The 25185-nt window shown below is 53.3% G+C and carries 25 protein-coding genes; 15 read left to right on the top strand and 10 right to left on the bottom strand.

Annotation, left to right across the window (positions count from 1 at the left end; translation table 11 throughout):
- The first annotated feature begins 109 nt into the window (after positions 1 to 109).
- Positions 110 to 652, top strand: coding sequence for a hypothetical protein (locus tag ACSV5M_RS11785; RefSeq protein WP_439176411.1), 543 nt, complete (start codon positions 110 to 112; stop codon positions 650 to 652).
- Positions 653 to 687: 35 nt separating this feature from the next.
- The gene (locus tag ACSV5M_RS11780) at positions 688 to 873 is read left to right on the top strand and encodes a hypothetical protein (RefSeq protein WP_439176409.1); all 186 of its coding nucleotides are present in this window, start codon (positions 688 to 690) and stop codon (positions 871 to 873) included.
- Positions 874 to 941: 68 nt separating this feature from the next.
- Here the strand turns inward: ACSV5M_RS11780 and ACSV5M_RS11775 are convergent, their stop codons facing one another.
- The 4 genes from ACSV5M_RS11775 to purM all read right to left on the bottom strand — a co-directional run bounded on the left by ACSV5M_RS11775 (position 942) and on the right by purM (position 3998).
- Positions 942 to 1424, bottom strand: a complete 483-nt coding sequence (locus ACSV5M_RS11775; RefSeq protein ID WP_439176407.1) for an FKBP-type peptidyl-prolyl cis-trans isomerase — start codon at positions 1422 to 1424, stop codon at positions 942 to 944.
- Between the two features lie 35 nt (positions 1425 to 1459).
- Positions 1460 to 2194, bottom strand: coding sequence for a DUF3108 domain-containing protein (locus ACSV5M_RS11770; protein WP_439176405.1), 735 nt, complete (start codon positions 2192 to 2194; stop codon positions 1460 to 1462).
- 89 nt (positions 2195 to 2283) lie between these two features.
- Positions 2284 to 2937, bottom strand: a complete 654-nt coding sequence (gene purN, locus ACSV5M_RS11765; RefSeq protein ID WP_439176403.1) for a phosphoribosylglycinamide formyltransferase — start codon at positions 2935 to 2937, stop codon at positions 2284 to 2286.
- Positions 2937 to 3998 (bottom strand): phosphoribosylformylglycinamidine cyclo-ligase, encoded by a 1062-nt coding sequence (gene purM / locus ACSV5M_RS11760; protein WP_439176402.1) that lies wholly within the window; start codon positions 3996 to 3998, stop codon positions 2937 to 2939. The genes purN and purM overlap by 1 nt, the downstream gene beginning before the upstream one ends.
- 217 nt (positions 3999 to 4215) lie before the next feature.
- Between purM and ACSV5M_RS11755 the strand changes: the two genes are divergently transcribed.
- The 4 genes from ACSV5M_RS11755 (at position 4216) to ACSV5M_RS11740 (ending at position 9422) form a co-directional block, all read left to right on the top strand.
- Complete coding sequence (locus tag ACSV5M_RS11755) at positions 4216 to 5388, top strand: DUF2066 domain-containing protein (RefSeq protein ID WP_439176401.1); 1173 nt, start codon at positions 4216 to 4218, stop codon at positions 5386 to 5388.
- Positions 5389 to 5415: 27 nt separating this feature from the next.
- The gene (gene hda, locus ACSV5M_RS11750; protein WP_439176400.1) at positions 5416 to 6132 is read left to right on the top strand and encodes a DnaA regulatory inactivator Hda; all 717 of its coding nucleotides are present in this window, start codon (positions 5416 to 5418) and stop codon (positions 6130 to 6132) included.
- Between the two features lie 276 nt (positions 6133 to 6408).
- Positions 6409 to 8184 (top strand): glycoside hydrolase family 9 protein, encoded by a 1776-nt coding sequence (locus ACSV5M_RS11745; RefSeq protein WP_439176399.1) that lies wholly within the window; start codon positions 6409 to 6411, stop codon positions 8182 to 8184.
- Between the two features lie 152 nt (positions 8185 to 8336).
- A complete protein-coding gene (locus ACSV5M_RS11740) occupies positions 8337 to 9422 on the top strand; it encodes a diguanylate cyclase (RefSeq protein WP_439176398.1) in 1086 nt (361 codons plus the stop codon).
- 7 nt (positions 9423 to 9429) lie between these two features.
- On the opposite strand, the gene sppA is transcribed toward ACSV5M_RS11740, so the two are convergent.
- The 4 genes from sppA to arsC all read right to left on the bottom strand — a co-directional run bounded on the left by sppA (position 9430) and on the right by arsC (position 12807).
- Complete coding sequence (sppA, locus tag ACSV5M_RS11735; protein ID WP_439176397.1) at positions 9430 to 11295, bottom strand: signal peptide peptidase SppA; 1866 nt, start codon at positions 11293 to 11295, stop codon at positions 9430 to 9432.
- Between the two features lie 44 nt (positions 11296 to 11339).
- Positions 11340 to 11756: a DUF2069 domain-containing protein gene (locus tag ACSV5M_RS11730; RefSeq protein ID WP_439176396.1), complete on the bottom strand. Its 417-nt coding sequence runs from the start codon at positions 11754 to 11756 to the stop codon at positions 11340 to 11342.
- Positions 11757 to 11798: 42 nt separating this feature from the next.
- On the bottom strand, positions 11799 to 12398 hold the full coding sequence (gene wrbA, locus ACSV5M_RS11725; RefSeq protein ID WP_439176395.1) for an NAD(P)H:quinone oxidoreductase: 600 nt from the start codon (positions 12396 to 12398) through the stop codon (positions 11799 to 11801).
- Between the two features lie 64 nt (positions 12399 to 12462).
- Complete coding sequence (gene arsC / locus ACSV5M_RS11720; protein ID WP_439176394.1) at positions 12463 to 12807, bottom strand: arsenate reductase (glutaredoxin); 345 nt, start codon at positions 12805 to 12807, stop codon at positions 12463 to 12465.
- Positions 12808 to 12873: 66 nt separating this feature from the next.
- On the opposite strand from arsC, the gene ACSV5M_RS11715 reads away from it, so the two are divergent.
- The 3 genes from ACSV5M_RS11715 to ACSV5M_RS11705 all read left to right on the top strand — a co-directional run bounded on the left by ACSV5M_RS11715 (position 12874) and on the right by ACSV5M_RS11705 (position 15987).
- On the top strand, positions 12874 to 14160 hold the full coding sequence (locus tag ACSV5M_RS11715; protein WP_439176392.1) for a YihY family inner membrane protein: 1287 nt from the start codon (positions 12874 to 12876) through the stop codon (positions 14158 to 14160).
- Positions 14161 to 14273: 113 nt separating this feature from the next.
- Complete coding sequence (locus ACSV5M_RS11710; RefSeq protein WP_439176391.1) at positions 14274 to 14639, top strand: response regulator; 366 nt, start codon at positions 14274 to 14276, stop codon at positions 14637 to 14639.
- A gap of 94 nt (positions 14640 to 14733) precedes the next feature.
- The gene (locus ACSV5M_RS11705) at positions 14734 to 15987 is read left to right on the top strand and encodes a valine--pyruvate transaminase (protein WP_439176390.1); all 1254 of its coding nucleotides are present in this window, start codon (positions 14734 to 14736) and stop codon (positions 15985 to 15987) included.
- A gap of 6 nt (positions 15988 to 15993) precedes the next feature.
- Here the strand turns inward: ACSV5M_RS11705 and ACSV5M_RS11700 are convergent, their stop codons facing one another.
- Positions 15994 to 16410 carry a hypothetical protein gene (locus ACSV5M_RS11700; protein WP_439176389.1) on the bottom strand — a complete coding sequence of 139 codons (417 nt, stop codon included), beginning with the start codon at positions 16408 to 16410 and terminating at the stop codon, positions 15994 to 15996.
- Positions 16394 to 17737, bottom strand: a complete 1344-nt coding sequence (locus tag ACSV5M_RS11695) for a flavohemoglobin expression-modulating QEGLA motif protein (protein WP_439176388.1) — start codon at positions 17735 to 17737, stop codon at positions 16394 to 16396. Before ACSV5M_RS11695 ends, ACSV5M_RS11700 begins: the two co-directional genes overlap by 17 nt.
- Before the next feature lie 218 nt (positions 17738 to 17955).
- Between ACSV5M_RS11695 and ACSV5M_RS11690 the strand changes: the two genes are divergently transcribed.
- The 6 genes from ACSV5M_RS11690 to ACSV5M_RS11665 all read left to right on the top strand — a co-directional run bounded on the left by ACSV5M_RS11690 (position 17956) and on the right by ACSV5M_RS11665 (position 25163).
- Positions 17956 to 18267, top strand: a complete 312-nt coding sequence (locus ACSV5M_RS11690) for a Rieske (2Fe-2S) protein (protein ID WP_439176387.1) — start codon at positions 17956 to 17958, stop codon at positions 18265 to 18267.
- A 113-nt stretch (positions 18268 to 18380) separates the two neighbouring features.
- Positions 18381 to 21212 carry a DUF349 domain-containing protein gene (locus ACSV5M_RS11685; RefSeq protein WP_439176386.1) on the top strand — a complete coding sequence of 944 codons (2832 nt, stop codon included), beginning with the start codon at positions 18381 to 18383 and terminating at the stop codon, positions 21210 to 21212.
- A 9-nt stretch (positions 21213 to 21221) separates the two neighbouring features.
- Positions 21222 to 21938 (top strand): monofunctional biosynthetic peptidoglycan transglycosylase, encoded by a 717-nt coding sequence (gene mtgA, locus ACSV5M_RS11680; RefSeq protein WP_439176384.1) that lies wholly within the window; start codon positions 21222 to 21224, stop codon positions 21936 to 21938.
- A 161-nt stretch (positions 21939 to 22099) separates the two neighbouring features.
- Positions 22100 to 22384, top strand: a complete 285-nt coding sequence (locus ACSV5M_RS11675; protein ID WP_439176382.1) for an FmdB family zinc ribbon protein — start codon at positions 22100 to 22102, stop codon at positions 22382 to 22384.
- 54 nt (positions 22385 to 22438) lie between these two features.
- Positions 22439 to 24226: an aspartate--tRNA ligase gene (gene aspS, locus ACSV5M_RS11670; protein ID WP_439176381.1), complete on the top strand. Its 1788-nt coding sequence runs from the start codon at positions 22439 to 22441 to the stop codon at positions 24224 to 24226.
- A gap of 190 nt (positions 24227 to 24416) precedes the next feature.
- The gene (locus tag ACSV5M_RS11665) at positions 24417 to 25163 is read left to right on the top strand and encodes a YebC/PmpR family DNA-binding transcriptional regulator (protein WP_439176380.1); all 747 of its coding nucleotides are present in this window, start codon (positions 24417 to 24419) and stop codon (positions 25161 to 25163) included.
- The last annotated feature ends 22 nt before the right edge of the window (positions 25164 to 25185 follow it).

Below are 25185 nucleotides of genomic sequence, written 5' to 3'. Positions count from 1 at the left end.
TGGGGAGTTCGGGGCTTCCGGCGTATCTGCGCTGTTTCATTAATCATCCGGTCATATACCTGTGGTAAAGTACCGCTTCCCAAAATCTCACTGACTGCCGCTTAGCTTCATGATGATCAAGCTTATCAAATCGCTCGTTGTGCTCGTGCTGCTGACAGCATGTGCAACACACACATCGGTTCAACGTGATTGGCCCCAAGGGGCACCCTCCCTTGCGTATTTTGAACAGGTTTACGCTGAGGATTTGCGTAATCAGCAAGAACAAACCCTGGATGAGTATCTACTTTGGGTCAAGCGCTACTATGAAGGCTGGGAGTTGTATCGTCGCGGTTGGCTGGATGTAACACAGGATCTGGTAATGCAGATCGAAAGCCCACCATTAGCGGACGAGGTGAATACTAAGATGTACTCGGTCGGTCGGGCCATTGCCGGAGAGTGGGCCAAAAAAACCAATAAGCGTAAGATTTTTACCCGGCATGTGGCTATTTGGGGTAATGCCTTGGTGGAATCTATGAATCGCGGCGAAGAATTAAAACTGATCAATATTGTGCAACATGATGTCGACGGTTTACTGGCTGATAAACTACCAGTAGATGCCATTACCGCTGATCGTTATTATGCCTCGGATGAAGACGATGTCTTCAGCTGGTAAGCTTTAAGAAACCCCACCATGCCTTCGGTATCATTATGGCTGACATTTTGCCATTTAAACGAAAAAGTCCTTTCGAAAAACACAAGGGAAAAACCCTGTGTCGCAGTGGTTTTCATAAGTGGGTCGTCGTCAAGGAAAAGCAATTTGATGTCAAGCAAGGCAGGTTGGTGACGGTGTATAAATGTGAGCGCTGCGGTGAGCAGAAGGTTGAAGCTCACTAGATAAACAGAAAATCAGGTAAACAGAACAGGGAGCGTGCAATGCACGCCCCTATTTACCTTTATCGCCATTAGTGGTGATGGCCGCCAGCGCCATGGGCATGACCGTGGGCGATTTCGTCTTCGGTGGCTGCGCGTACATCCGTCACTTCCACATCAAAGTTCAGGTCAACACCAGCCAAGGGATGGTTGCCGTCAATGGTGACTTGATCGCCTTCAACACCGGTAACTGTAACGACCTGCAAGCCGTGTTCGGTTTCAGCGTGAAACTCCATGCCCACTTCAATTTGATCAATGCCGGAAAACATACTGGAATCCAGTTGCTGAACCATGGCATCGTCACGCTCACCGTAGGCTTCGGCTGCTGCGACGGACACATTTAATTTGTCACCGACCGCTTTACCGACCAATGCCTTTTCGAGGCCAGGAATAATATTTCCTGCACCGTGAAGATAAGAAAGTGGTTCCTGTCCTTCAGAAGAATCCAACACTTTGCCAGTGCTGTCGGTCAGGGTGTAGTGAAAACTGGCAACGCAGTTGTTGGAGATATTCATAAAAAGCCTTTTGGGGTTGTGGTTTAAAGATTACATCAATTAAAACGTTTGATTTGCTTGCCGTTAACTTTAGCCTCACCAAGGTAGATGGTGTAGGCGTCGCCGTCTTCTTCCTGTTGTAGGCGCACTAACAGGTAATCCCAGTCTTTAGCCAGCCAAGCATAAGTAACCCGGTCATCATTTTCGCGACTGCGTTTTACTTTAACCGTAGTAACCTTGCCGAGTGGTGTTTCAAGCGACTCTTCGCCGACGATTTCAAAACCGTATTTTTTCAAGCGCCCACCGTCGGCTATCTGATAGACCAACTCTTTTCTATTGTTGATCAGGTCTTGCTGCAGCTGCAGTTGATAACTGAGCTTGTCCTGTACGCGTTGAGCGATATCCATCTTCCAGGTGGTATTTTGCACATTATTGGTGACGGTTTTTTTATCCCAATCGAAGGTTAATTCTGCATCCCGGTCACGCCCCATCACGCGGCGTTTGTATTTGTAATGCAGGGGAATAACTTGCTGGGTTTCTTTATCGATACGCAAGCGGCTGGTTTCATCAATACTGGCAAACCAGGAGCGGGCGAAGAATCGCATTTGATAAGTGCCGTCATCCAGCGGTGTCAGTGAATGAGTAACGGTGACTTTAAAGCCGAGAGCAGTGGACGTATACTCATTGGAAAAACTCTCAGGCAGTTCGGCGGCGCGGGAAAAGAGGGAAAAACCGGTGAAAAATAAAACTAACAATAAGGCAGGTTTTTTTAGCACATATTTTTTAAGCATAGTCAGGCAATCCTTATGGTTCTGCAATGGATGGTTCGGATGAAGAATCCATGCTGGCGACCATTCCCGCTTGGCCGCCACCATAAGATTCACGCACTGATTAGATAACCCGATGGCGATAAAAGTTCGTTATCCAGTAGCACCCCATCGTGACGCATCCGCAAACGTCCTTCCGCAAACCACTTCACGGCGAGTGGATAAATAATGTGTTCCTGTTGTTGGACTCGCTTGGCGAGACTGGCCGCGTCATCCCCCGGCGCGACAGAAATTTTGGCCTGGATAACAGCGGGGCCGCCGTCCAATTCTTCCGTAACAAAATGCACTGTCACCCCATGTTCAATGTCGCCGGCATCCAGCACGCGCTGGTGCGTGTTCAGGCCCTGATATTTGGGCAGCAATGAGGGATGAATGTTCAACATGCGTCCCAGGTAGTGTCGGGTAAATGCTGTGGTGAGGATCCGCATAAAACCCGCGAGTACCACCAGATCCGGTTGATAGCTATCGATCAATTGGGCCAGCTTTTGATCGAAGGATTCGCGGTCATCAAATTGTTTGTGGTCGAGTACCAGTGCGGGAATGCCGGCGTGTTCAGCGCGCATTAAACCCAATACCGCCGGACGATTGCTGATAACAGCAGCAATTTCGATCGGCAGCTCACCTCTCTGCATGCCGTCGATCAGCGCTTGTAAATTGCTGCCGCTGCCGGATATCAGTACAACAACACGTATACGCGATGAACTCATTAAACTGCCAGCCCCTGCAAATCCACCTGGGCTTCATCTGCCTGCGCCTTGGCGATGTGTCCTACGACAAACGGCGTTTCACCGGCGGCGGCGAGAATCTTCAACGCATTGTCTTTTTCATTGGCAGGCACGGCGATAACCATACCCACGCCGCAGTTGAATGTGCGGTACATCTCGCGCATCGCGACGTTGCCGCTGCGTTGCAGCCATTGGAAAACGGCCGGTAATTCCCAGCTCTTCGTATCGATAATCGCCTTGCAATCATCCGGCAGAACACGTGGGATATTTTCAGTCAGGCCGCCACCGGTGATGTGTGCCAAGGCATTTACCTGGGACTCCTTGATGAGTGTCAGCACGGATTTTACGTAGATACGGGTGGGAGCCATCAGGGCATCGCTAAGGGGTTTACCGCCGCAGTCCTGCTGTAAATCGGCATTGCTGACGTCGATAATCTTACGCACAAGGGAGTAACCATTGGAGTGTGGGCCGCTTGAGGTCAGGGCGATCAACACATCGCCGGCTTTCACTTTGCTGCCATCAAGAATCTCGGATTTCTCCACCACCCCAACACAGAAACCGGCCAGGTCGTAATCTTCACCTTCATACATGCCGGGCATTTCAGCGGTTTCACCGCCCACCAGGGCACAGCCCGCCAATTCACAACCGTCGCCGATGCCGGCAACGACCGCTGCGGCTACATCAACATTGAGCTTGCCAGTGGCGTAATAGTCGAGGAAGAACAGCGGTTCTGCGCCCGTGACAACCAGATCGTTAACACACATGGCTACCAGATCAATACCAATGGTATCGTGTTTGCCCAGGTTCATAGCCAGACGGAGTTTGGTGCCCACGCCATCGGTACCGGAAACCAGCACCGGTTCGCGGTATCCCTTGGGAATTTCACACAGAGCGGCAAAACCGCCCAGACCTGCCATCACCTCCGGGCGGCGGGTACGTTTGGCTACGCCTTTGATTCGCTCGACCAGGGCATCACCGGCATCAATATCAACACCGGCATCTTTGTAACTCAGGGAAGTGGCAGGGGATTGTTGTTCGCTCATAGAGTGGGATTCGCTCGCGCAGAGGTTTCAAAAAAAGGCCGCCATTCTACCAGCTTATCGATGGTTAGGGGTGTATTGATGGTGCGCAGCCGCCGCAAATATCGAATCAGGTCGCTTCGTTCCGCGCTATTGCCTGTTACAATGCCGAACTTTCCGCCGGGTTGCTCGACGCAGCCGTGTGTTTCTCTCTTCCACCAGGATTTTTCAGGGGCAGATTTTGTTACGACTTTTGACGTTTTTGCTGCTTAGTGTCTGTGCGGTTGCCAGCGTGGCCGAGCAGGTAATCCAGGTATACCGCGCCGAAGCCCTGGTGACTTCCCAGTCGCAGGCAGAGCGCAACAACGCGACGCGCGTGAGTCTGGGGGAGGTGATCTGGCGTGTCACGGGTGACAGCGCCGCGCTCGAACATCCCAGTGTGCGTGGAGCGTTGAATCAGGCACAGCGTTATTTATATGAATACAGCTACGCTTCCACTGACGAGCAGCTTGAAGTGAAGGGAGCGCCAGTACGGGCCATCAAGCTGATCCTTAAATTTTCTCCCCAGGCAATTGAAAAACTTTTGCGCGAAGCACGTCTCCCCCTGTGGCCGGCCAATCGTCCCAAGTTGCTCGTATGGCAAATCATGACGGACGACGCGGGCACCACCCATCGGGTGCTGGCAGATGATGCACGCAAAGCGCTGTATGACCAGGCGGCCTTGCGTGGTTTGCCCCTGTTGCTGCCTATGCATGACTTTGAGGACAACATCGCCCTGGGGTCGGACAGCTTGTGGAACATGGATGAAGCCAGCATTCGTGCCGCTTCAGAGCGTTACAAGCCCGATGCTATCCTCGTGGGGCGCTATCGCCAGGCGGCCGACGGCCTGTGGCGTGCCAACTGGCAGTTGCTGCACTCCTCCGCAAACCAGAGCTTCGATACCCAGGCGGCAGAAACCCCCAGCCTGTTTGTGCAGGCCATCAATACCACCGCCGATTACTTCGCCCGGCTGTATGCCATCACCCCCAGTGAAGGCGGCTCTGGCGCCATTGTGATCCGGGTAGGGGATGTGCGCGATTTTGCGACCTATAAAAAAGTGCAGCGCTACCTGGAAGGATTGGGGATGGTCAGTCGGGTGGAATTAATAATGGCGCAACAGGATCGCTTGTTACTCCGCTTGCATGCTGAAGGCGATCTGCCGTTACTGCTCAGTACTCTGGAGCTGGGTAAAAAACTCTTTCCTGTCGTTTCCGAGTCCATCCCGGTACAACCGGTGGAGGCATATCGCCCGCCCGCCTCATCGGCTGGCCCGGATAGTGGGATAGCGGACGGCTCAGGCAGCAGTGAACCCGGCAGTTTCTCCCAGGCACGCGGCTCTCTGGCCAATCCATTGGTTTACCGTTGGCAGGATTAAGCTTGACCCAGGCCGGTGAATAATTTGATGACCACACATATTCCGCAGCAACTTTCCCTGGGTGTCAGCCTGAATGATGACGCCACCTTTGATAATTTCTATGCGCCTGCCGGTTCGCATAATGCAGAAGTCGTCGCCTTTTTACGCGATCAGGTAGAGCATACACGGGAAACCTTCGTGTACCTCTGGGGGGCTTCCGGCAGTGGCTTGACCCATCTGCTGCAGGCCGGCTGTCACTATGCCCAATCCCGCGGAATGAGCATGCAGTACCTGCCGCTGGCTGACCTGGCCGGTTATGCGCCCGCGGAACTCTTTGCGGACCTGGGCGCGTTGGATTATCTGTGTATTGATCATCTGACGGCGGTGGCGGGGCGGCCGGATTGGGAACTGGCGCTATTCAATCTCTACAACAGCCTGCGGGAAAGCGGAAAATGCCTGGTGGTGGCCGCCGAGCAAAGCCCCCGTGAGCTGCCTGTTCAACTGGAAGACCTGCGGTCGCGTCTGCAATGGGGGGTGACTTACCAGGTCCAACTGCTCAATGATGAAGAAAAACAGGAAGCCTTGCAGCGCCGGGCTCGCGCCCGAGGTATGGAGTTAAATGACGAGGTGGCCCACTACATCCTGCAGCGTCTGCCGCGTGATATGAACGAACTCTTCAACCAGTTACAGCGCCTGGATCACGCCTCCCTGGCGGAGCAGCGCAAGTTAACCATCCCCTTCGTGAAAAAAATCCTGAATATCTAGGCCCATCGTCGCGTTTGACCGTCCAGACCGGTATTAAAACGCGACCATCTTTACGTATTAACCAAAGTTCGGACGCTTTCTACTCCGCTTTTTCCTAGTCTTTGCGGCGTCAGGGTCAAGAAGTGTTATTGCACTCAACATTGTGGATGTGATTGCGCACACTGTTAACCGGCCCTGGCAACCTGCCAGGCACCTTAAGCACGAAATAACAATATATATATAAATAAGTTTAATCCGGTCAGGCTCCCACCTGACCGGCTTATCTGGAGTATGCCCATGAATCTGCGCACGATATACCTATCCCTTTTTACCCTAACACTGCCTTGGTTGCTGGTAGCCTGCGGCAGCAATGGCGGTGATGGCCGCCAGCCAGCTCCCTCCTCCTCCAGCAGCAGTTCCGTGGCTCCGGCCAGCGGAACCATCAAGGTTAACCAACTGGGCTTTTTACCCGCCGCACATAAACTGGCGGTGGTGCCACCGGTAAGCGCAGATAGCTTCGCGTTGATCGATGCCAGCACCGGCAACGAGGTGTATACCGGCAACTTGGGAGGTGCCGCTACCTGGGCACCGGCGGGCGATAGTGTACGTTTGGCGGATTTCTCCAGTTTTACCACCCCCGGTGAATACCGGGTGCGGGTGGTGGGCATTGCGGATTCCAATCGCTTTCGTATTGCACAGGATATTTATCAGCCGTTAAATGGTGCCGCTATCAAAGCGTTTTATTTTAACCGCGCCAGTACCGCGTTACTGGAGAGCCACGCCGGTGTCTATGCCCGCGCTGCCGGTCATCCGGATACCAACGTGCAGGTGCACGCCTCCGCTGCGTCACCTGAGCGGCCCGAAGGCACGGTGATCCAGGCACCCAAAGGCTGGTACGACGCGGGGGATTACAACAAATACATCGTCAATTCCGGTATTTCCACCTACAGCCTGCTCGCGGCCTATGAACATTTCCCCGACCACTACCAGGGCCAAAACCTCAATATTCCCGAAAGCGACAACACGCTGCCGGATCTGCTCGATGAAATCCTGTGGAACCTGGAATGGATGCTGGATATGCAAGATCCCAACGACGGCGGTGTTTACCACAAACTGACCGATAAGGAGTTTGACGGTGCGGTGATGCCCCACGAAACCGGTACCCAGCGCTATGTCGTGCAGAAAGGCACCTCCGCAACCCTGAATTTTGCAGCGGTGATGGCCGTGGCCAGCCGGGTATATGAACCCTTTAATGCAGAGCTTTCGTCCGAGATGCTGGCCGCTGCGGAATCAGCCTGGGCATGGGCTCAAGCCAATCCGGGCGTTACCTATACCCAGCCTGCCGATATCAAGACCGGCGCCTATGGTGATGCCACGCTCACCGACGAGCACGCTTGGGCAGCGGCGGAGCTTTATATCACCACCGGCAACGCGGCCTACTACAACAGCATGAATCCCACCCAGACCCAGGCCACTGTGCCCTCCTGGGGCGATGTGCGCGGACTGGCCTGGGTGTCGCTGGCCCACCATCTCAGCAATTTGACTGAGGTTGCTGATAAAGCGCTGATTGCCCAGCGCATTACCGCCCTCGCCGATACTTTGGTTGAGGATTGGGAGGCATCGGCCTACGCGGTGCCCATGCGCCAGCAAAATTTTGTCTGGGGCAGCAATTCCGTGGCCCTGAACCAGGCCATGATGTTATTGCAGGGCTTTCAGTTGAATGGCAACCGCGACTACCTCAATGCTGCCCAATCGCTGCTGGATTACGTATTGGGGCGCAACCCTACCGATTTTTCCTTTGTGACCGGCTACGGTGTGAAAACCCCGCAGCACATCCACCATCGTCCCTCCGAGGCTGACGGTATCGCGGCGCCCATCCCTGGCTTTTTGGCGGGTGGCCCCCATGCTGGCCAGCAGGATGCCAGCGATTGCCCGGTAAGTTATCCCTCTGATTTACCGGCGAAGTCCTATCTGGATCACTGGTGCAGTTACGCGAGTAATGAAATCGCCATCAACTGGAATGCGCCGCTGGTGTACGTTTCCGGTGCCTTACAAGTACTGACGGAACAATAACGCACACCGCAGAACTAACAGTCAGCCTCGGCTGTTGGTTCTGCGATCTCGACGGCGATTCTCGACGCGTTGATCACCCCGGATTGCGTAATCTGCAAAGCTGGCTATGGTTAAAAGCATACCCTTCTCTCTGGAGCACCGGCGAATAACCGATGATGGCAGAAACTCCGTCTTCCGCTCAGTCAGCGCCTGTAGGTCGTCGTTTTGCCCGGCGCGTTTATCCCGCTCGTATACTCGGACTCGGTTTGGGTTTTTTTGCCGTGGGCGCCGCGCTCATTCCCCTGTCGCACGGCTTTTGGGTCTGGTTTCTGTTGATCATGTACGCCTTCGCCTGGCCGCATATTGCGTATCTGTATGCAACACGTGTCTCGGATTCCTTTGCCACGGGTAAACGCCAGCTGTTATTCGATTCCTTTTGCGGCGGCCTTTGGGTAGCTGCCATGGCATGCAACTTACTGCCCAGTGCGGTAGTGCTAACCATGTTGAGCATGAACAACATGGCGACATCCGGCGTGCGCTTTTTTGGCTGGGGTGTGTTAGCCCAGATTGCCGGTTTGCTGTTGGGGGTGGCGATCTTTGGCTGGCATCCGCAATGGGACAGCAGTCTCACCGTCATTGTTGCGTCATTGCCTTTTTTGGTTGTGCATCCCCTGGCGGTAGGCATGATGGCTTACAGTTTCGCCACGCGACTGCACGAACAAAAAAACAGTTTGAAACTGTTAAGCCGTACGGATGGCCTGACCGGTTTATACAACCGCCGGTATTGGCAACTGCGCGCCGCGGAAGAATTTGATCGCAGCCGTCGGCAGGGAAATCCGGCTTCCCTGATTATGTTGGATATTGATCACTTCAAGGAAATTAATGACCAATACGGTCACAGCATCGGTGATGATGTATTGGAGACCTTGAGCTATTTGTTGCAGATTAATTTGCGCAGCATTGACATCCTCGGCCGTTACGGCGGCGAAGAATTCGCGGTGGTGTTGCCGGAAACCTATGCGAAGCGGGCGCAGGATATTGCAGAGCGGGTGCGCCTGGCGGTGGCCTCGGATCGCTTCGGTGAAAAGCAAACCTTACATTGCACCATCAGCCTCGGCGTCGCCGAAATATCAGCGACGATGAAAGATTTTGACGCGTGGCTTAATGCGGCGGATAAAGCGCTCTACGACGCTAAAGCCGCCGGTCGCAATCGAACCTGTGTGTATCGGGAATCGAATGCGACCGAAATGAATTCGTGACCCAATCTTACGGCGCAACACAGTCCAGGCACCTGGCATAAATCGCGTGAGGGTCATTCATCTCGCCCAGGGTTGCCAGGGGTTTGAGCAACGGCAGTAAATGTTGCTGTACTTGCAGCGCCGTCACGTTGTTCAGTAGGCTTTTGGGCGCGAGCATTCCTGCATGACTGCCCGCGAGCTGCCGCAAAAACATTTCTCTCGGCGACAACGGACGGCTGATAACCTCCACGCTGTAATCTTCCAGGTTGACGTGACGTGCCGCCGCAGTGATCACGTCTTCCAGAGTGCCCAACTGATCGACCAGGCCTAATTGTTGTGCGGCTGTGCCGCTCCAGACCCGGCCCTCGGCAATTGCTTCAATTTCACTGATCTCGGCATCGCGCGCATCGGCTACCAGGCTGATAAAGCGCTGGTAAATATGATCCACAGTTAATTGAATAATATCGCTAGCCTGGGGCGAGAGTTCGCGGTCCAGGCGCGCGGCTCCAGCGAGGGTGGTGGTACCGACACCGTCGGTGGTAACACCGATGTTGGCGAGGCTTTTTTCTACCGTGGGGAATGCACCGAAGACACCGATAGAGCCGGTGAGAGTGGTCGGCGTTGCCCAGATCTCATCACCGGCGGCAGCGATCCAGTAACCGCCTGACGCCGCCAGGCTCCCCATGGAAATAAAGACCGGAATACCGGCTTCGCGGGTTGCCTGGATTTCATCGCGAATCACTTCTGAAGCAAAGGAGCTGCCGCCGCCGCTGTCGATGCGAATGACCAGGGCTTTCACCGCCTTTTCTTCACGCACGTTTTGCAGTATGTCTACGAGTGTATAACTGCCGATGGTGCCGTCCGGGTGATGGCCGTCGAGGATATTGCCGGAGGCCACCAGCAAGCCGATCTTATCCGCTTTTGGAGTTTGTGTGCGTTTAACGTCAGCCAGATACGCACTGGTGTCTACGCCGTTGTAATAGTTGCCAGCCTCGCTTTTACCCAATTGCGCAATCAGCTCCTGTTGAACTGCTTGGGAATTTTTCAGCTCATCGACCAATCCGTTTTCCAATGCCAATTGCGCACTGCTGCCACCGGCATCGCGCAATCTGGTGTGCATATTATTGATAAAATCATTGAGCGTACCCGCGGGCAGGTCGCGTGCTTGCTCAACCTGTTGCGTGTACTCGGCCCAGAGTTCATTCAGCCAACGGGCGTTGTGTTCTTTGGATTCGGCCGACATGTCTTCACGCAGCAGCGGTTCCACCGCGTCCTTGAATTTCCCGGAACGAAATACGTGAAAATTTATTTCCAGTTTATCCAGTGTGCCTTTGATATAGTTGCGATACGTGCCGTAACCGGTAAGCAAAATCGCGCCCATATCATTGAGGTAGATGGTGTCGGCATAACTGGCGAGGTAGTATTGGTCCTGCGTAAAATTATCGCCGTAGGCGATGATTTTTTTGCCGCTGGCTTTGAAATGTTCCAACGCCTGGCCGATCTCCTGCAATTTACTGATGCCACCTACCAACAGGTAATCCAGCTCCAGTACGAGGGTCGTTACCCGTTCATCTTGCGCGGCAAAGTTAATCGCTTCCACCAGATCCCGCACCAGGGTTTCGCTTTCTTCCGGGCTGACATCGCTGAGTAATAAACTGACCGGATCAACGTAGCTGCGCTGATCCACCAACATGCCGCTGGGTGCAACGCGCAGGGCAAATTCAGCAGGCAGTACCGGGGTTTTTTGCGCGCCCAGCGCGATAATAATCACTAGCACAATAAACAGAAAAATCAGATTGAAAACCGCGATCCGGATCCAGGTCAGCAGTGACCAGAGTCCAAATAAAAAACGACTGAAAGGGCCGGGTGTGCGTTGTTGTCGGGAATAGTCCACGTGCTACATCCTTTATTCAATGTTGCTTTTGTTCAATGTTACTTTTATTGAATGCTACTTTGTTGTCGTTGGTAATATTGCCAATATTGCATCCAGCGACTGATCATCATCGCGCTGATAAAGATCACCACAGTTAATACCACCACCACGACGTCTTGCCAGCGCACCAGGGGCGACATGGCGTTAACCACCGACCAGGTGAAATAGACGAGGATCACAAAACAGATCCAGCTGTAGGTGCGGAAACGTTGTTGCATCAATCCCGGAATAAAGATCAATAACGGGATGCTTTGCACCAGCCACAGTTTCAGGCTGCCATCTGCGGCCAGCAGATTATTCAACGTAAACAACAGCAACAGAGCACCAAAGCTGATAAAAAAAATCCGTTGCACGCGGCGCAATTTGCGATGAATCACAGCGGCTTGGGCGTCGGTAATGATCAGGGGTTCTTTTTCAGACATGGTTGTATGTTTCCATTTTTACGAGCAGTACCATCAAGCGCATTAGGCGTGCAATCGCACAGCCAGATGCGCAACGCGTTTACCCAGTGCCTGGCACAATGTGATTTCATCCTCGCTCAAGCGTGCCGGTGTATCACCTGCAGCCAGATGTGATGCGCCATAGGGTGTACCACCGGTGCGGGTCAGGTTAAGGGCCGCTTCGGTATAAGGAATCCCGGTAATCACCATGCCCTGATGCAACAGCGGCAACATCATAGACAGCAGAGTGCTTTCCTGGCCGCCGTGCAAACTGGCTGTCGAGGTGAAGACGGCAGCCGGTTTATTAACCAGATCGCCGTTGAGCCACAGGCTGCTGGTGCCATCGAGAAAATACTTCATGGGTGCGGCCATATTGCCAAAGCGGGTAGGGCTGCCGAGTATCAAGCCGGCGCAATGTTTCAGATCGTCTTGCGTACAGTAAATAGCCCCGCTGTCCGGTATGGCCGGCTCGGTCGCTTCAACGGTGGTGGAGACGGCCGGTACGGTGCGCAACCGGGCTTCTATCCCGGTCGCCTGTTCCACGCCGCGCGCGATCTGTTGTGCCATGGCGAAGGTAGCGCCGTAGCGGCTGTAATAAAGTATGAGGACATAAGGATTAGCCATGATCGTACTGCCTTTGTTTCGTCAGGTGAGCCAGAATTAGCGGGCGGCGTGGGCGCGTCGGATTCTACAATAAAGCCAGGACGTTTTCCGGTGGGCGTCCGATAACGGCCCGATCAGCTTTAATAGCAATCGGGCGCTCGATCAGTTTTGGGTGCGCCGCCATGGCTTTGATCAATGCCGTGTCGCTGAGGCGCTCATCTTTTAAATCCAGTTCTTTATACGCATCCTCAACGGTGCGCAATAACTGCCGCGGGCCAATGCCCAATTGTGCCAGGAGTTTTTTCAGTTCAGCGGTGGTGGGTGGGTTTTCCAGGTAGAGCCGAATGGTCGGTTCAATGCCATGTTCCTGTAATAGCGCCAGTGCCTGGCGGGATTTGGAGCAGCGCGGGTTGTGGTAGAGTGTGATCATCGTTAACCTCGGTTATGCAGCAAGCGGCGATTATAACCATTTAACCCATCATGGCCTCACGTCAGCATGAATAAAATGCACCATTATTGGCGACGAACCCAGCAATTTATCGAGCTGATCGTCAAGCAATACCAACAAAAAGAATGCCAGAAAAGTGCGGCATCGCTCACCTATGTCACCCTGTTCGCTATTGTTCCCTTGATGACGGTGACCTACGCCATGTTCTCTATTATTCCCGCCTTTGAAGGGGTAGGAGAGCAGTTGCAGGCAATGATTTTTACCCATGCCTTGCCCTACAGCGAGCAGGAGCTGATCGGCTATCTACAGGACTTTTCCAACCAGGCGAGAAAATTAACGGCACTCGGCGTGGCCTTTCTGGTGGTGTCTGCCTATCTGATGCTGAAAAATATCGAGTTAAATTTCAATGCGATCTGGGGGGTTAAATATGGGCGCCGGGGTATCGGCAGCTTCCTTTTGTATTGGGCCATCCTGAGTCTCGGACCGCTCTTGCTAGGCTTTGCTATGGCGATCAGCACTTACGTGGCGTCGCTGCGCTTCCTGATGGATGAGTATGACAGTCTGGGTCTGATAACCTGGGTGTTTCAGTTTTTACCTATTCTGCTCAGTGCCGCTGCTTTCACGCTTTTGTTTGCAGCGGTACCTAATTGCAAGGTCCCGATTTCAGACGCCGCTATCGGCGGCCTGGTAACGGCCATTGTATTTGAAATCCTCAAGATGCTCTTCGGTCTCATCGTGACCAATTCATCCTTTACCTTGATCTACGGTGCTTTTGCATTGGTGCCGCTGTTCCTGTTGTGGGTCAATATGATCTGGATGGTGATCCTGGGTGGGGCGGTGCTGGTACATACCATCGGCAGTTATCAAATTGTGCTCAAGGATCGCGGTTACCCCGATTTGTTGGCCACGTTGCTGGTGCTGTGGAAATTTCGCCAGGCTTCCGCGAGTGGGCTGAGCCTGAGTAATCGTGAATTGTTGCAGATCGGTTTATCAGCAGAGCAATGGCGACGCATTCGTGACACCCTGCAAAGCCAGCGATTGATCACGGCCACCAGCCAGGGGGATTTCGTACTGTGCTACGACCTGTCTCAACTTAGCCTGGTTGAGTTGGCAGCCATGCTAAAACTGTCCCGCCAGTTACCGCCGGAAGTGACCGGTCTGGATGATCTGCCCTGGCTGGATGCGGCCAAGGCGCATCTGGGGGCCATTGATGAATTTGCCGGCGACCGTTGGTCAATCAGTGTGGCGGCTTTTTTTGAAGAAAGGCATCCGCCGCATGTCCAGGAAGAGACAACAACGGCGGCGAGACAGGAGCAGTCAGGACGGTCGTTATAAACAAAGATTTGTTAACGTCATTTTCAACTGGCTGACTATAATTCAAAGTATTTCCCATTCATCGCTCTCGGCGCGACGAAGGTTTCGACATTTATCCACGATAATGACTGATTATGGCTATTCCTCTGTTGATTTGTGACGATTCAATGATGGCGCGCAAGCAGGTGGCGCGTTCACTGCCCGCCGGCTGGGATGTGGATATCAGCTATGCCACCAACGGCATGGAAGGTTTACAGGCTATCCGCGAGGGCAAGGGCGAGATGGTATTTCTGGACCTCACCATGCCGGACATGGACGGTTATCAGGTGCTGGAGGCCATTCGCGATGAAGGCCATAAATGTATTGTGATTGTCATCTCCGGCGATATTCAGCCCTCTGCCCGTGCGCGGGTTATTCACTTGGGCGCGCTGGATTTTATTCAAAAACCGGTTAACCCGGAAAAACTGGCGGATGTTTTGCACACCTACGGTTTGCTCTAGGCATCACCGAATCACTCGCCATAACCGCGTTAGTCACAGCCACGCTGCGGACTGTTCACCCGATAGATTGATTTCTTCATAGCGACCAACCTCCATGGAATTTTCCCGTTTCGGTACCAAGCTCAGCAGTGATGCAGGCATTATCAGCCTGATGGATGATTTGGGTGAGGCGCTGCGTGTCAATCCTGACATGATCTTTATGGGTGGTGGCAATCCCGCGCGCATTCCGGCGATGGAGTCGGCGTTTGAGGCTGCACTGGCAGCAACCTTGGACGATGCACAGCGGCGACATCAATTGCTGGGCATTTACCAGCCACCGCAGGGCGATGCTGAGGTACTGGATGGGGTGGCAAGTCTCTTGTCCCGGGAGTATGGCTGGCCACTCACGCGCGCCAATATCGCTTTGGCCAACGGCAGCCAATCAGCCTTTTTTGTGTTGTTTAATTTATTTGCGGGTGAGTTTGCCGATGGCCGGCGCAAACACATTCAATTGCCCTTGACGCCGGAATATCTGGGTTACAGTGATCTGGGTATCAGCGCCGATTTTTTTCACTCGACCAAGCCGGACATTGAAATCCTGCCGGACAATTTTTTTAAATATCATGTGGATTTTCAACAGTTGCATATCACTGAATCCACCGGCGCCTTGTGTATTTCACGACCCACTAATCCAACCGGTAACGTGATCAGTGATGATGAGCTGGCGCAGCTGGACTACTTGGCAAAAACGCATCAGGTTCCCCTGATTGTGGATGGCGCCTATGGCACACCCTTTCCCAATATTTTGTTTGTCGATGGCCAACCCCATTGGAATGAAAACACGGTATTGGTGTTAAGTTTATCCAAACTTGGATTGCCCGGTGCACGGACTGGCATCGTGATTGCTAACCCGGCGGTGATCGATGCGTTTACCAAAGCCAATACCATCCTGAGTCTGGCATGCGGAAATTTTGGGCCGGCACTGGCGCGCCAGTTATTGCAGGACGAACAGATCTTGCATTTGAGCCGAACAGTGGTTGCGCCGTTTTATCAGGCGCGCATGCAACATGCCGTCGCGGTGTTTAAAGAACAGTTGGCCGGTTTGCCTTACCGCATTCACAAGCCGGAGGGCGCGATTTTTTTGTGGTTGTGGTTTGAAGGTTTGCCGATCAGCAGCGAGGATTTGTATCAGCGCTTAAAACAGCGCGGTGTATTGGTGGTGTCGGGACATCATTTTTTCCCGGGTTTGGAAGGGCATTGGCAACACAGCCAGGAGTGTATTCGCGTAACCTATTGCCAAAGCCCGGAAACCGTAGAGCAGGGTGCACGCATTATTGCCGATGAAGTCCGCACCATTTACCGCAGGTAAACTTCCTTACGCTTTTTTCCACCACAACCAACGCGATCCTGGTTTGATAAATTTATCCAGATGTTGTTGTTTGTGCTCTTCATTGGTGAACCAATAATAATCCTGTTTACTTTTCGGTTTGAACAAACCTTTGAAGGGCGCAATATATTCGATAACCAGCTTGGGCATACCCATCTTTCGATCGGCATTAAAGCTTTGGTTCCAGTGCACAAGGATGTCGCGCTTGATCGTGGCAATAGCCAATTCTTCTGATGACGCCTCGATCAGGCGGCAGGTAATAAATCCAATCACCGGTACCGTGTTGCCATAATTCTCAAAGAAAATATCGGCTCCGGAAATAACAACTTTGTAGTACATGTCTTCACTCAAAACAAAGGCTGATTCAGTTAACTGAATCAGCCGGGTGTTAATCCAATTCTGCATCGCCCTTGACGCTGTTGCCATACAATGGCGCTGTTTCCGGTAATTTATGAAACAACTTGCTGAAGTGCTGTTGAACGCGCGCAATATTCATCACCGACATACCGCTCGAAAAACCGAACCAGACATATAAGCCATTCAGGTCTTTAAACATTGACGGTAAATATTTCGGGCCGGTTATGACACCCTCTAGATAACGTTCGTAAAGTAACGGTAGATCATCCAGCGTGACTTTGCCGACAAATAACATGGGAATAATTTCCGGTACACCGGATTGAATTGCACTGCGGATAAAATTGACGTTTTCGACGAAACCTTTGACGTAAGAAATATCTTTGGTGAACACAGATCCACCCGTTAAGGTGCCACCACGAAACACTCGCTGGGTGACGCGATAACTGTCGTGCTCACTGATACCGCGTTCCAGGAAGTAGCGATAAACTTCGCAAAAATCCGCCCCCTGTTCCGCCAGGTCGACCGCTACCACGCGGTCACTGATACGCCGGGCGCGCTGGGGAAATGAACTGAACGTGAGCGTTTCCAGCAAGACCGCCATCCCTTCCTGGATGGCGGTAATACGCGGTGATCCCACGCTCAACCAGGTAGCCCAGGGTTGTTGGCGTCCATTCAGCGTGGTACCAATGTGAACCCAACCCTCATGAACCTCCAGGACCTGCAAATCCAGTTCGGAAAAATGGGCGCGGCGGTTGATCTTGATGCAATCGCCACCCGCTGAAGCATCCGACACAATGTCGTCACTGATCTGCACCCGGACTTCACCGGGTGAGAAATAATTATTCATGCGCTGCAATAAAATATCGACGGCCTGCTCAGCGTTTATATGGTTGCTGTAGGGCCGGTTCAGGTGGTCCACGGCCGGCAGGGAAAACACATGGCACAGGCGCTCACCCAATTGCCGCAGGGTTTTGCGGTCGCCGCGTATCTTGTCCTGTGCGGAACCGTACAGCAGGCGGCTGAAATAGCCGAACTGGGGTTGGCCCCGGTGGCGCAATAATTCGACCACAATTTGATACTGCTCAATCGTGTCCTTAAGGATGTGGCCCAGCGCATCGCCGCGCCCCAATTGCCGACGCACATCGTTCTTCAGGTCTTTTAACTCCTGGTGCACGATATCGGGGTCGAATGCCAGTTTCTGCCGTTGATAAAAATCGGCGTCTATGGGCGGCAAGACGCGTCCACCCTTGGCGCGAAATTCTGTCTCCAGCTCCGCTGGCCACTTAATGGCATCAAGGATACGAATGGGGCGTTGAAGTGCTACCAGCCGGGTGGACAGGGCCTGCAATCGCTCCAGGTAAGCTTGATTTTTCATAGACAGGTTCCACAACAGACCGGGTGGCGCAAAACGAAAGGAATAAACCGGGAGTAGTTTATACCTTGGCGAAAGGATTGTGAGCAGGGTCACTGAAATTCTTCTGCCCATGTCACGTGGCTGACAAGGGGCGGGGGTAAAAAATGCTACCTGTGAGTTGTTTTTAATCACCTGCTGGCTCTTATAATGGCAGCCCTTACTCGCGACCTGGAACTCCCATGGCTTACGTGGCGCTGGAAAAACTGCATCAGTTATATGATGGTTACCGGCAGCCCCTGCGTTTGGCAGGGCGCGAGTTGTTGTTATTACAAGAAGAAGGGCAGCTTTACCTGATTGCCAATCGCTGTCCGCATATGGACGCACCGCTGCATAAAGCCAGCGTGCGACAGCATCTGCTGCGCTGCCCGACCCATGGCATCGAGTTTGACTTGCGCGACGGTCGTGCCCAGGGCAATGCCGCCGCCTGTGTCGGTTCGCTTGAATATATTCCGCTGGTATACGAAGGCAATACGGTGGGTGTCGTGCTGTGATTGTTTTAGTGCTTTGGTGTGTGTATTTATGTGGTTCTTCCGTGTGGCTTCTAGCTGCAATTTATCCAGGTATGCATAGCTGCCTTGGTTTACGTCAATAACAGGAAATCATTATGTCTGTCTTGTCCCGTTTGTTTGGTAAAGCGAAAAAACAACAACCTGAAACCCGTGCCAATAAAATCACTGCGCTGGAGAGTATGACGCCCGATGCACTGATGGCGATTGCGCTGGCGGAAAAAGGCGAACAGGATGAGCAATTGCGTGTGGCGGCGATAGAGCGACTGGATGACGTCAATACCCTGGCTCAGATCGCGTTCGGTTCCGCTGGCAATCAGGTGCAGCGCATTGCCCGGCAGCGTCTTGCGGCGCTGGTTGACAAGGGCGCGCTCGATTTTGATCAACTGTCGACCCAACTGAGTGATCCATCAAAACTATTTGCAGTAATGAGTTTTTCCCGTCAGACAGAACGCCTTGAGCAACTCCTGTCGGCTATCAACGACAGCGCATTGTTATACAAGATGGCCAGCGAGGGTGCGACGGTAAAGCTGCGGCAAATTGCAGCAGAAAAAATTGACGACCGCGAGCAATTACAATTTTTGCTAAAAGAGACCAAGGGCAAAGACAAGGCGGTCTATAAAATCGTTAAGGACAAATGCGATAAATTCCGCGAAGAAGAGAAAGCCATTGCTGCCACACAGACGGCTATCGACACCCTCACACAAGCACTCGTACAACACAGTCAGCGCAGCTTCGATGTGCACTTCACAGCAAAATTTCAGTTATTGCAGCAGCAATGGCAGCCGCTGTCCGGTCAGGCCAGTGAAGCCCAGCGGGAGCAAGCGAACCAGGCCATCCTGGCCTGCCAGGCAATTATTGATGCGGTAGAGGCCGCCGAGGCCGAAGCAGAGGCCAAGGCGATTGAACTGGCCAGCGCTGATCAACAACGCCAGGAAATCCTGCACGCGCTGGCTGCGCTGGTTCGGCAACTGGCGGTGGGTGAGCCGGTGGATGAAGCGCAGGTTCAGCAACTCACAGCGCAATGGCAAGAAGCGGCAACACACAAACCTGCCACCGCAGGGGAACAGAACTCGTTTGTCACATTAAACGAAATGATTCCCGCACTACAGCAACATCTGGCACGCTACGGCAGCATTGCAAACCATGTTGCGATCCTGGTTAACACCGATCACAGCGGTGATGATCATCCACCCGTTTACCGCCACCTCAAGCAACGTCTGGATAATAAAAAGCTATTTGCCGGCGATGCACTGCCGCAACCTATCCTTGAAGCGCAACATGCACTGGAACAATGGGACAAACAAAGACAGGAGAAAAAAGCGGAGCAGAGCCATCTGCAACGTCAGATCGGCGGCCTGATCCGTAAAGCGAAAGACGCCAGCACAACGGGAAAATTACAGCAAGCAGCCGGCTTGCGCCGCGCCATTGAGGACAAGTTGGCGCAGGCAAAAGCAGTCCCTGCGCATTTGCAGAGTCAGTTGCAACAACTCGATGAAATGCTGGACAAACTGCAGGATTGGAAAGACTACGCCGTACTGCCCAAGAAGCACGAACTGATTGCGCAAATGAAGGCCTTTATCGGCAGTGAAGAACATCCGGAAGCGCTGTCAATCAAGATCAAACGTTTACAGGATGAATGGAAATCCCTCAGTAAAGGCGGCGGCTTGCACAAAGAGAATCAGGAGCAGGATCAGGAGTTGTGGGAAGCCTTTCACGACGCTGCCCAGATCGCATTTCAACCTTGTCGTGACTACTTTGCCGAGCAGGCAGCCATTCGCCAGCGCAACCTCGAAAGTTGTAAGGCGTTGGTTGAGCAACTGAAAACCTATGAAGCCAATTACGCGTGGGAAAGCGCTGATTGGAAAGCGGTTGAAAAAGTCGTGCGTCTTGCGCGTCAGGAATGGCGCAGCTACTCGCCCACAGAGCGCGCCGCCACCCAGCCTGTGTTGGCAGAATTTGAGGCGGTTCTTGAGCGTGTCGACAACAAATTAAATGATGAGCGAAAGAAAAATGCAGCCCTCAAGCAAAACCTGATTATACGGGCGCAGCAATTATTGGAGCAGGAAGATACACGCGCGGCGATCGAAGAGGTCAAGCAGTTGCAAGCGCAGTGGCAGCACATCGGGGTGATGGCGCGCTCGCTCGATCAAAAACTCTGGCGTGAATTTCGCGCTGCCTGCGATGCGATCTTCGCCAAAAAGCAACAACAGACCGCAGAGTTCAAAGAAGAGCTAGAGGCTAATCTCACAGCGGCCGAACAAATGATTGGCAGCATACAACAGTTGATGGAGCTGGGCGGTCAGGCGTTGATGGATGCCCGTAAAGAAGTAGAAGCCTTGCAACAACAGTTTGCCGCGCTGGGCCTGCTCCCTAAAGCGAAAGCCAACGAGATCAAACAGGCATTCACGCAAGCGGTTGAAGCCTTTGAGACGAAAATCAAGCGCGAACGACAACTGGCTCGCCAGCAGGTCTGGTTAAATTTGTTTGCGGCCAACGACCAGTTGCGTGAGTGTCAATGGTCACTGCTCAAGGTTGCTGATAACGAACAGGCCGATAGGACAAAGGCGGAAGCAATGGCCAGTATTCAGACAGAGCAATTGCCAACAGGTGGCGCAAAGGCCTTGCAACAAAAACTGGAACTTGATCTGGCGAAAACCGATATTAACCAGAATTTGTTGGCTTTACGGTTGCTGTGCATTCGCGCCGAAATTCTCTCTGGTTCAACCACGCCAGCAGGGGATCAGGCGTTGCGGATGGAATACCAGGTCAAACAGCTCGAACAGAATTTTGGCCAGAAACCTGCCGATACGCGCACAGCATTCGACGAATTGATATTTGAGTGGCTGGCGGTGGGGCCTGTGTCTGTTGCTGACTATGCCCCGCTGTTTAATCGATTTCATGAGTGTTGGCTGAAAATCGTTCGCTAGGAGATTCTTGTGGCCAGCCCCCTGTCTGTGGCGCGAGTGACCGGTCGCTATATCAAGCGTGCGCTGCTGGTTTGCCTGTTATTGTTATTGGCTTATCAGTTGTGGGTATTTGCCAATCTGTTGTGGTGGAAATGGTATAACCCGGTGGAAACCAGTTTCATGGCGCTACGGCTCGACGAGTTACGCGAGAAAAATCCCGCCGCCGAGTTGCGTCACCAATGGGTTCCCTACGAGCGAATCTCGATTCACCTCAAGCGGGCGGTGGTGGCTACAGAAGACGATAAATTTGTCGACCACCACGGCTTTGATTGGGAAGGTATTAAGGTGGCGCTGGAGAAAAACCAGCGGCGCGGTCGCCTCTCGGCTGGCGGTTCCACCATTACGCAGCAATTGGCCAAGAACCTGTTTTTATCCCCTCGCCGAAGTTACTTACGCAAAATTCAGGAAGCGGTGATCGCCGGCATGATGGAGATGTTATGGGATAAGCGCCGTATTCTTGAGGTATATCTGAACGTGGTGGAATGGGGTGATGGGGTATACGGTGCAGAGGCCGCCGCGCGTCACTATTTCGGAACCGCTGCCGCCAACCTCAACAAAGCCCAGGCGGTCAGAATCGCCGTTATGTTGCCCAATCCGCGCCGCTTTGAGCAACGCTATCCCGATTACCTCGTCACTCATTCCCGCCGCATTCAGGCACGCATGCATTACACCCGTGTGCCTGACTAGAACTTGCAATAAATCCTGATGCCTCCATCTGGTGCGTGAAAACCCCTGGCATCACGGTTCTCGCCTGCGGGCTTTTACGTTACAATCGCGCGTTTTTATGTTTCGGCACCCATTGCCGGTTGGAAATCGTTAAACCTGTATTACTTCATGAGGTGATTGTCATGCCTATTTACGAATATCTGTGTCAATCCTGTAACCATGAATTGGAGGCGATTCAAAAGCTGAGCGAGGCTCCATTAGTGGACTGCCCGGCTTGTGCGCAACCGACCTTGAAAAAGAAGATTTCAGCAGCCGGCTTTCGTTTGAAGGGCGGCGGCTGGTATGAAACCGACTTTAAATCCGGCAACAAGAAAAATCTGGCCGGTGAGAGCAGTAGCTCAGGCAGTGCCGGCGACGCCAAACCGGCCGCTGCGCCCGCCGCCAGTTCTACGCCGGCCAGCGCGTGAGCGGCCTGATGGCCGCAACCTTATCAGTGACTTTCAAGACAACAGGAAAATGCTATGCGCAGTGAATACTGTGGCGCTCTAAATGCCTCTTTTATTGATCAGGAAGTAACCCTCTGCGGATGGGTTGATCGTCGTCGCGACCACGGCGGCGTTATTTTTATCGACCTGCGTGACCGTGACGGTATTGTGCAGGTGGTATTCGATCCTGACGGCAAAGAGAATTTTGCGCTCGCCGATAAAGTGCGCAGCGAATATGTATTGCAGGTTACCGGTAAGGTGCGCGTCCGCACTGCTGCAACCGTCAATCCCAATATGTCGACCGGTGAAATCGAGGTCTACGGTACTGGCCTCAAGATTCTCAACGAAGCGGAAACGATACCGTTTCCGCTGGACAGCTACGCCAATGTCGGTGAAGACGTACGCCTGAAGTACCGCTTCCTGGATTTGCGTCGTACGGAAATGCAGAAGAACCTGCGCTTCCGCTCTCAGGTTACCAGCGCTATTCGCCGTTACCTGGACACCAACGGCTTTATCGATGTGGAAACGCCGATCCTGACCCGCGCCACACCGGAAGGTGCACGCGATTATCTGGTGCCGTCACGCACCCACGATGGCAAATTCTTCGCCTTGCCCCAGTCGCCCCAGCTGTTCAAACAATTGTTGATGGTGGCCGGTTTTGACCGTTACTACCAAATCGCCAAGTGCTTCCGTGATGAAGACCTGCGCGCTGATCGTCAGCCTGAATTTACCCAGATCGATATCGAGACTTCCTTCATGTCGCAAGAGCAGATTATGTCTGTGACTGAAGGCATGGTGCGCGAGCTGTTCCGCGATTTGATGGGGGTGGAGTTTGCCGAGTTGCAACGTATGCCGTTCTCTGAGGCTATCGCGAAATACGGCTCGGACAAGCCGGACATGCGTATTCCGTTGGAGATGGTGGATATCAAGGACCTGGTCACCGATGTCGAGTTCAAGGTTTTCGCCGGCCCGGCCAATGACCCGAAAGCCCGGGTTACGGCACTGAAAGTGCCCGGCGGCAACGACAAACTGACGCGCAAGCAAATCGACGACTACACCAGGTTCGTCGGCATCTATGGCGCGAAAGGCCTGGCCTATATCAAGGTCAACGACAAGTCTGACCTGGAAGAGGGCTTGCAATCACCCATCGTGAAGAACCTGCCGGTGCCGGTGCGCGCCGCCATTCTGGAGCGCGTGGGAGCCGAAAATGGCGACCTGATTTTCTTCGGCGCTGACAAACACAAGATCGTCACCGAGGCCTTGGGCGCACTGCGCTGTAAACTGGGTGCGGACCTGAACCTGTATACCTGCGAATGGGCGCCCTTATGGGTAGTGGATTTCCCGATGTTCGAGGAAGACGACAAAGGTAACTGGAGCGCACTGCACCACCCGTTCACCGCGCCCTCTTGCTCTCCGGAAGAGCTGGCCGCCAATCCCGGCACGGCACTCTCACAAGCCTACGACCTGGTCCTTAATGGCACAGAGTTGGGCGGCGGCTCCGTTCGTATTCACACCCAACCCATGCAGCAGGCGGTATTCAACCTGCTAGGTATTAATGAGGAAGAACAGCGCGAGAAATTCGGCTTCCTGCTGGATGCCCTGAAGTACGGCGCTCCGCCTCACGGTGGCCTGGCCTTCGGTCTCGACCGTTTGATCATGCTGATGACCGGTTCCAGCTCAATCCGCGACGTCATCGCCTTCCCCAAAACCCAGAGCGCCGCCTGTGTCATGACCGATGCGCCGGGTGCGGTGGATGAGTTACAACTGCGTGAGTTGCATATTCGCTTGAGAAAGAAAGAGCAGGCAGCTCCGGTTTCTGAATAATATCGGAGTGGGGAATTGGATTGAGGGGTGCGAGACACGCCGTAAACCCATCCATGGGGGCTCATCAACGGCATCCGTGCCGTTGATGGTCTCGCACCCCTCAACCCAATTCCTCGATATTGTGTAGAAGAGGTTGGTTGGATTAGCCCCAGGCATAATCCGCCACAATAAGAAAGTTTGGAGGAAAACCATGGCTGGCCACAGCAAATGGGCGAATATCAAACACCGTAAAGCCCGTCAGGATGCCAAAAAAGGCAAGATCTTCACCAAAGTCATTCGTGAGCTGACCGTTGCGGCCAAAGGTGGCCCCAACCCGGCGGATAACCCGCGCCTGCGTGCTGCGGTCGATAAGGCGCTCAGCGAAAACATGAAGCGCGATACGATCGACAAAGCCATCGCGCGCGGTGCTGGTACGGCAGACGGCGATAATTACGAAGAAATCACCTATGAAGGCTACGGTGTGGGCGGCGTTGCCTTTATCGTGGAATGCATGACTGACAACCGCAACCGCACGGTGGGTGAAGTGCGCCACGCATTCACCAAGCGCGGCGGAAATTTAGGCACTGACGGTTCGGTCGCCTATTTATTCAGTCGTAAAGGCCAGATCAGCTTCGAGCCGGGTATCGACGAAGACAAATTAATGGAAGCTGCATTAGAAGCCGGTGCTGATGATGTGACTACCAATGATGATGGTTCCTATGACGTCATGACGTCCTTTGAAGATTATCTCAATGTAAAAGATTCACTCCTGGCTGCCGGTTTTAAACCAGCCAATGCGGATATCGCGATGATCCCCTCGGTGACGGTTCCGCTGGATAAAGAAGGTGCGGAAAAAATCCTCGGATTGATCGACATGCTGGAAGACCTGGACGACGTCCAGAACGTGTATACCAACGCGGATATCCCCGACGATGTGATGGAGCAATTGAACTCATAACACGACCCTCCCCTGTGGCAAC

Origin of the sequence: Cellvibrio sp. ARAG 10.3, assembly GCF_051846955.1 — a bacterium.
Lineage (GTDB): Bacteria > Pseudomonadota > Gammaproteobacteria > Pseudomonadales > Cellvibrionaceae > Cellvibrio.
This window is presented reverse-complemented; position numbering and strand designations above follow the sequence as displayed.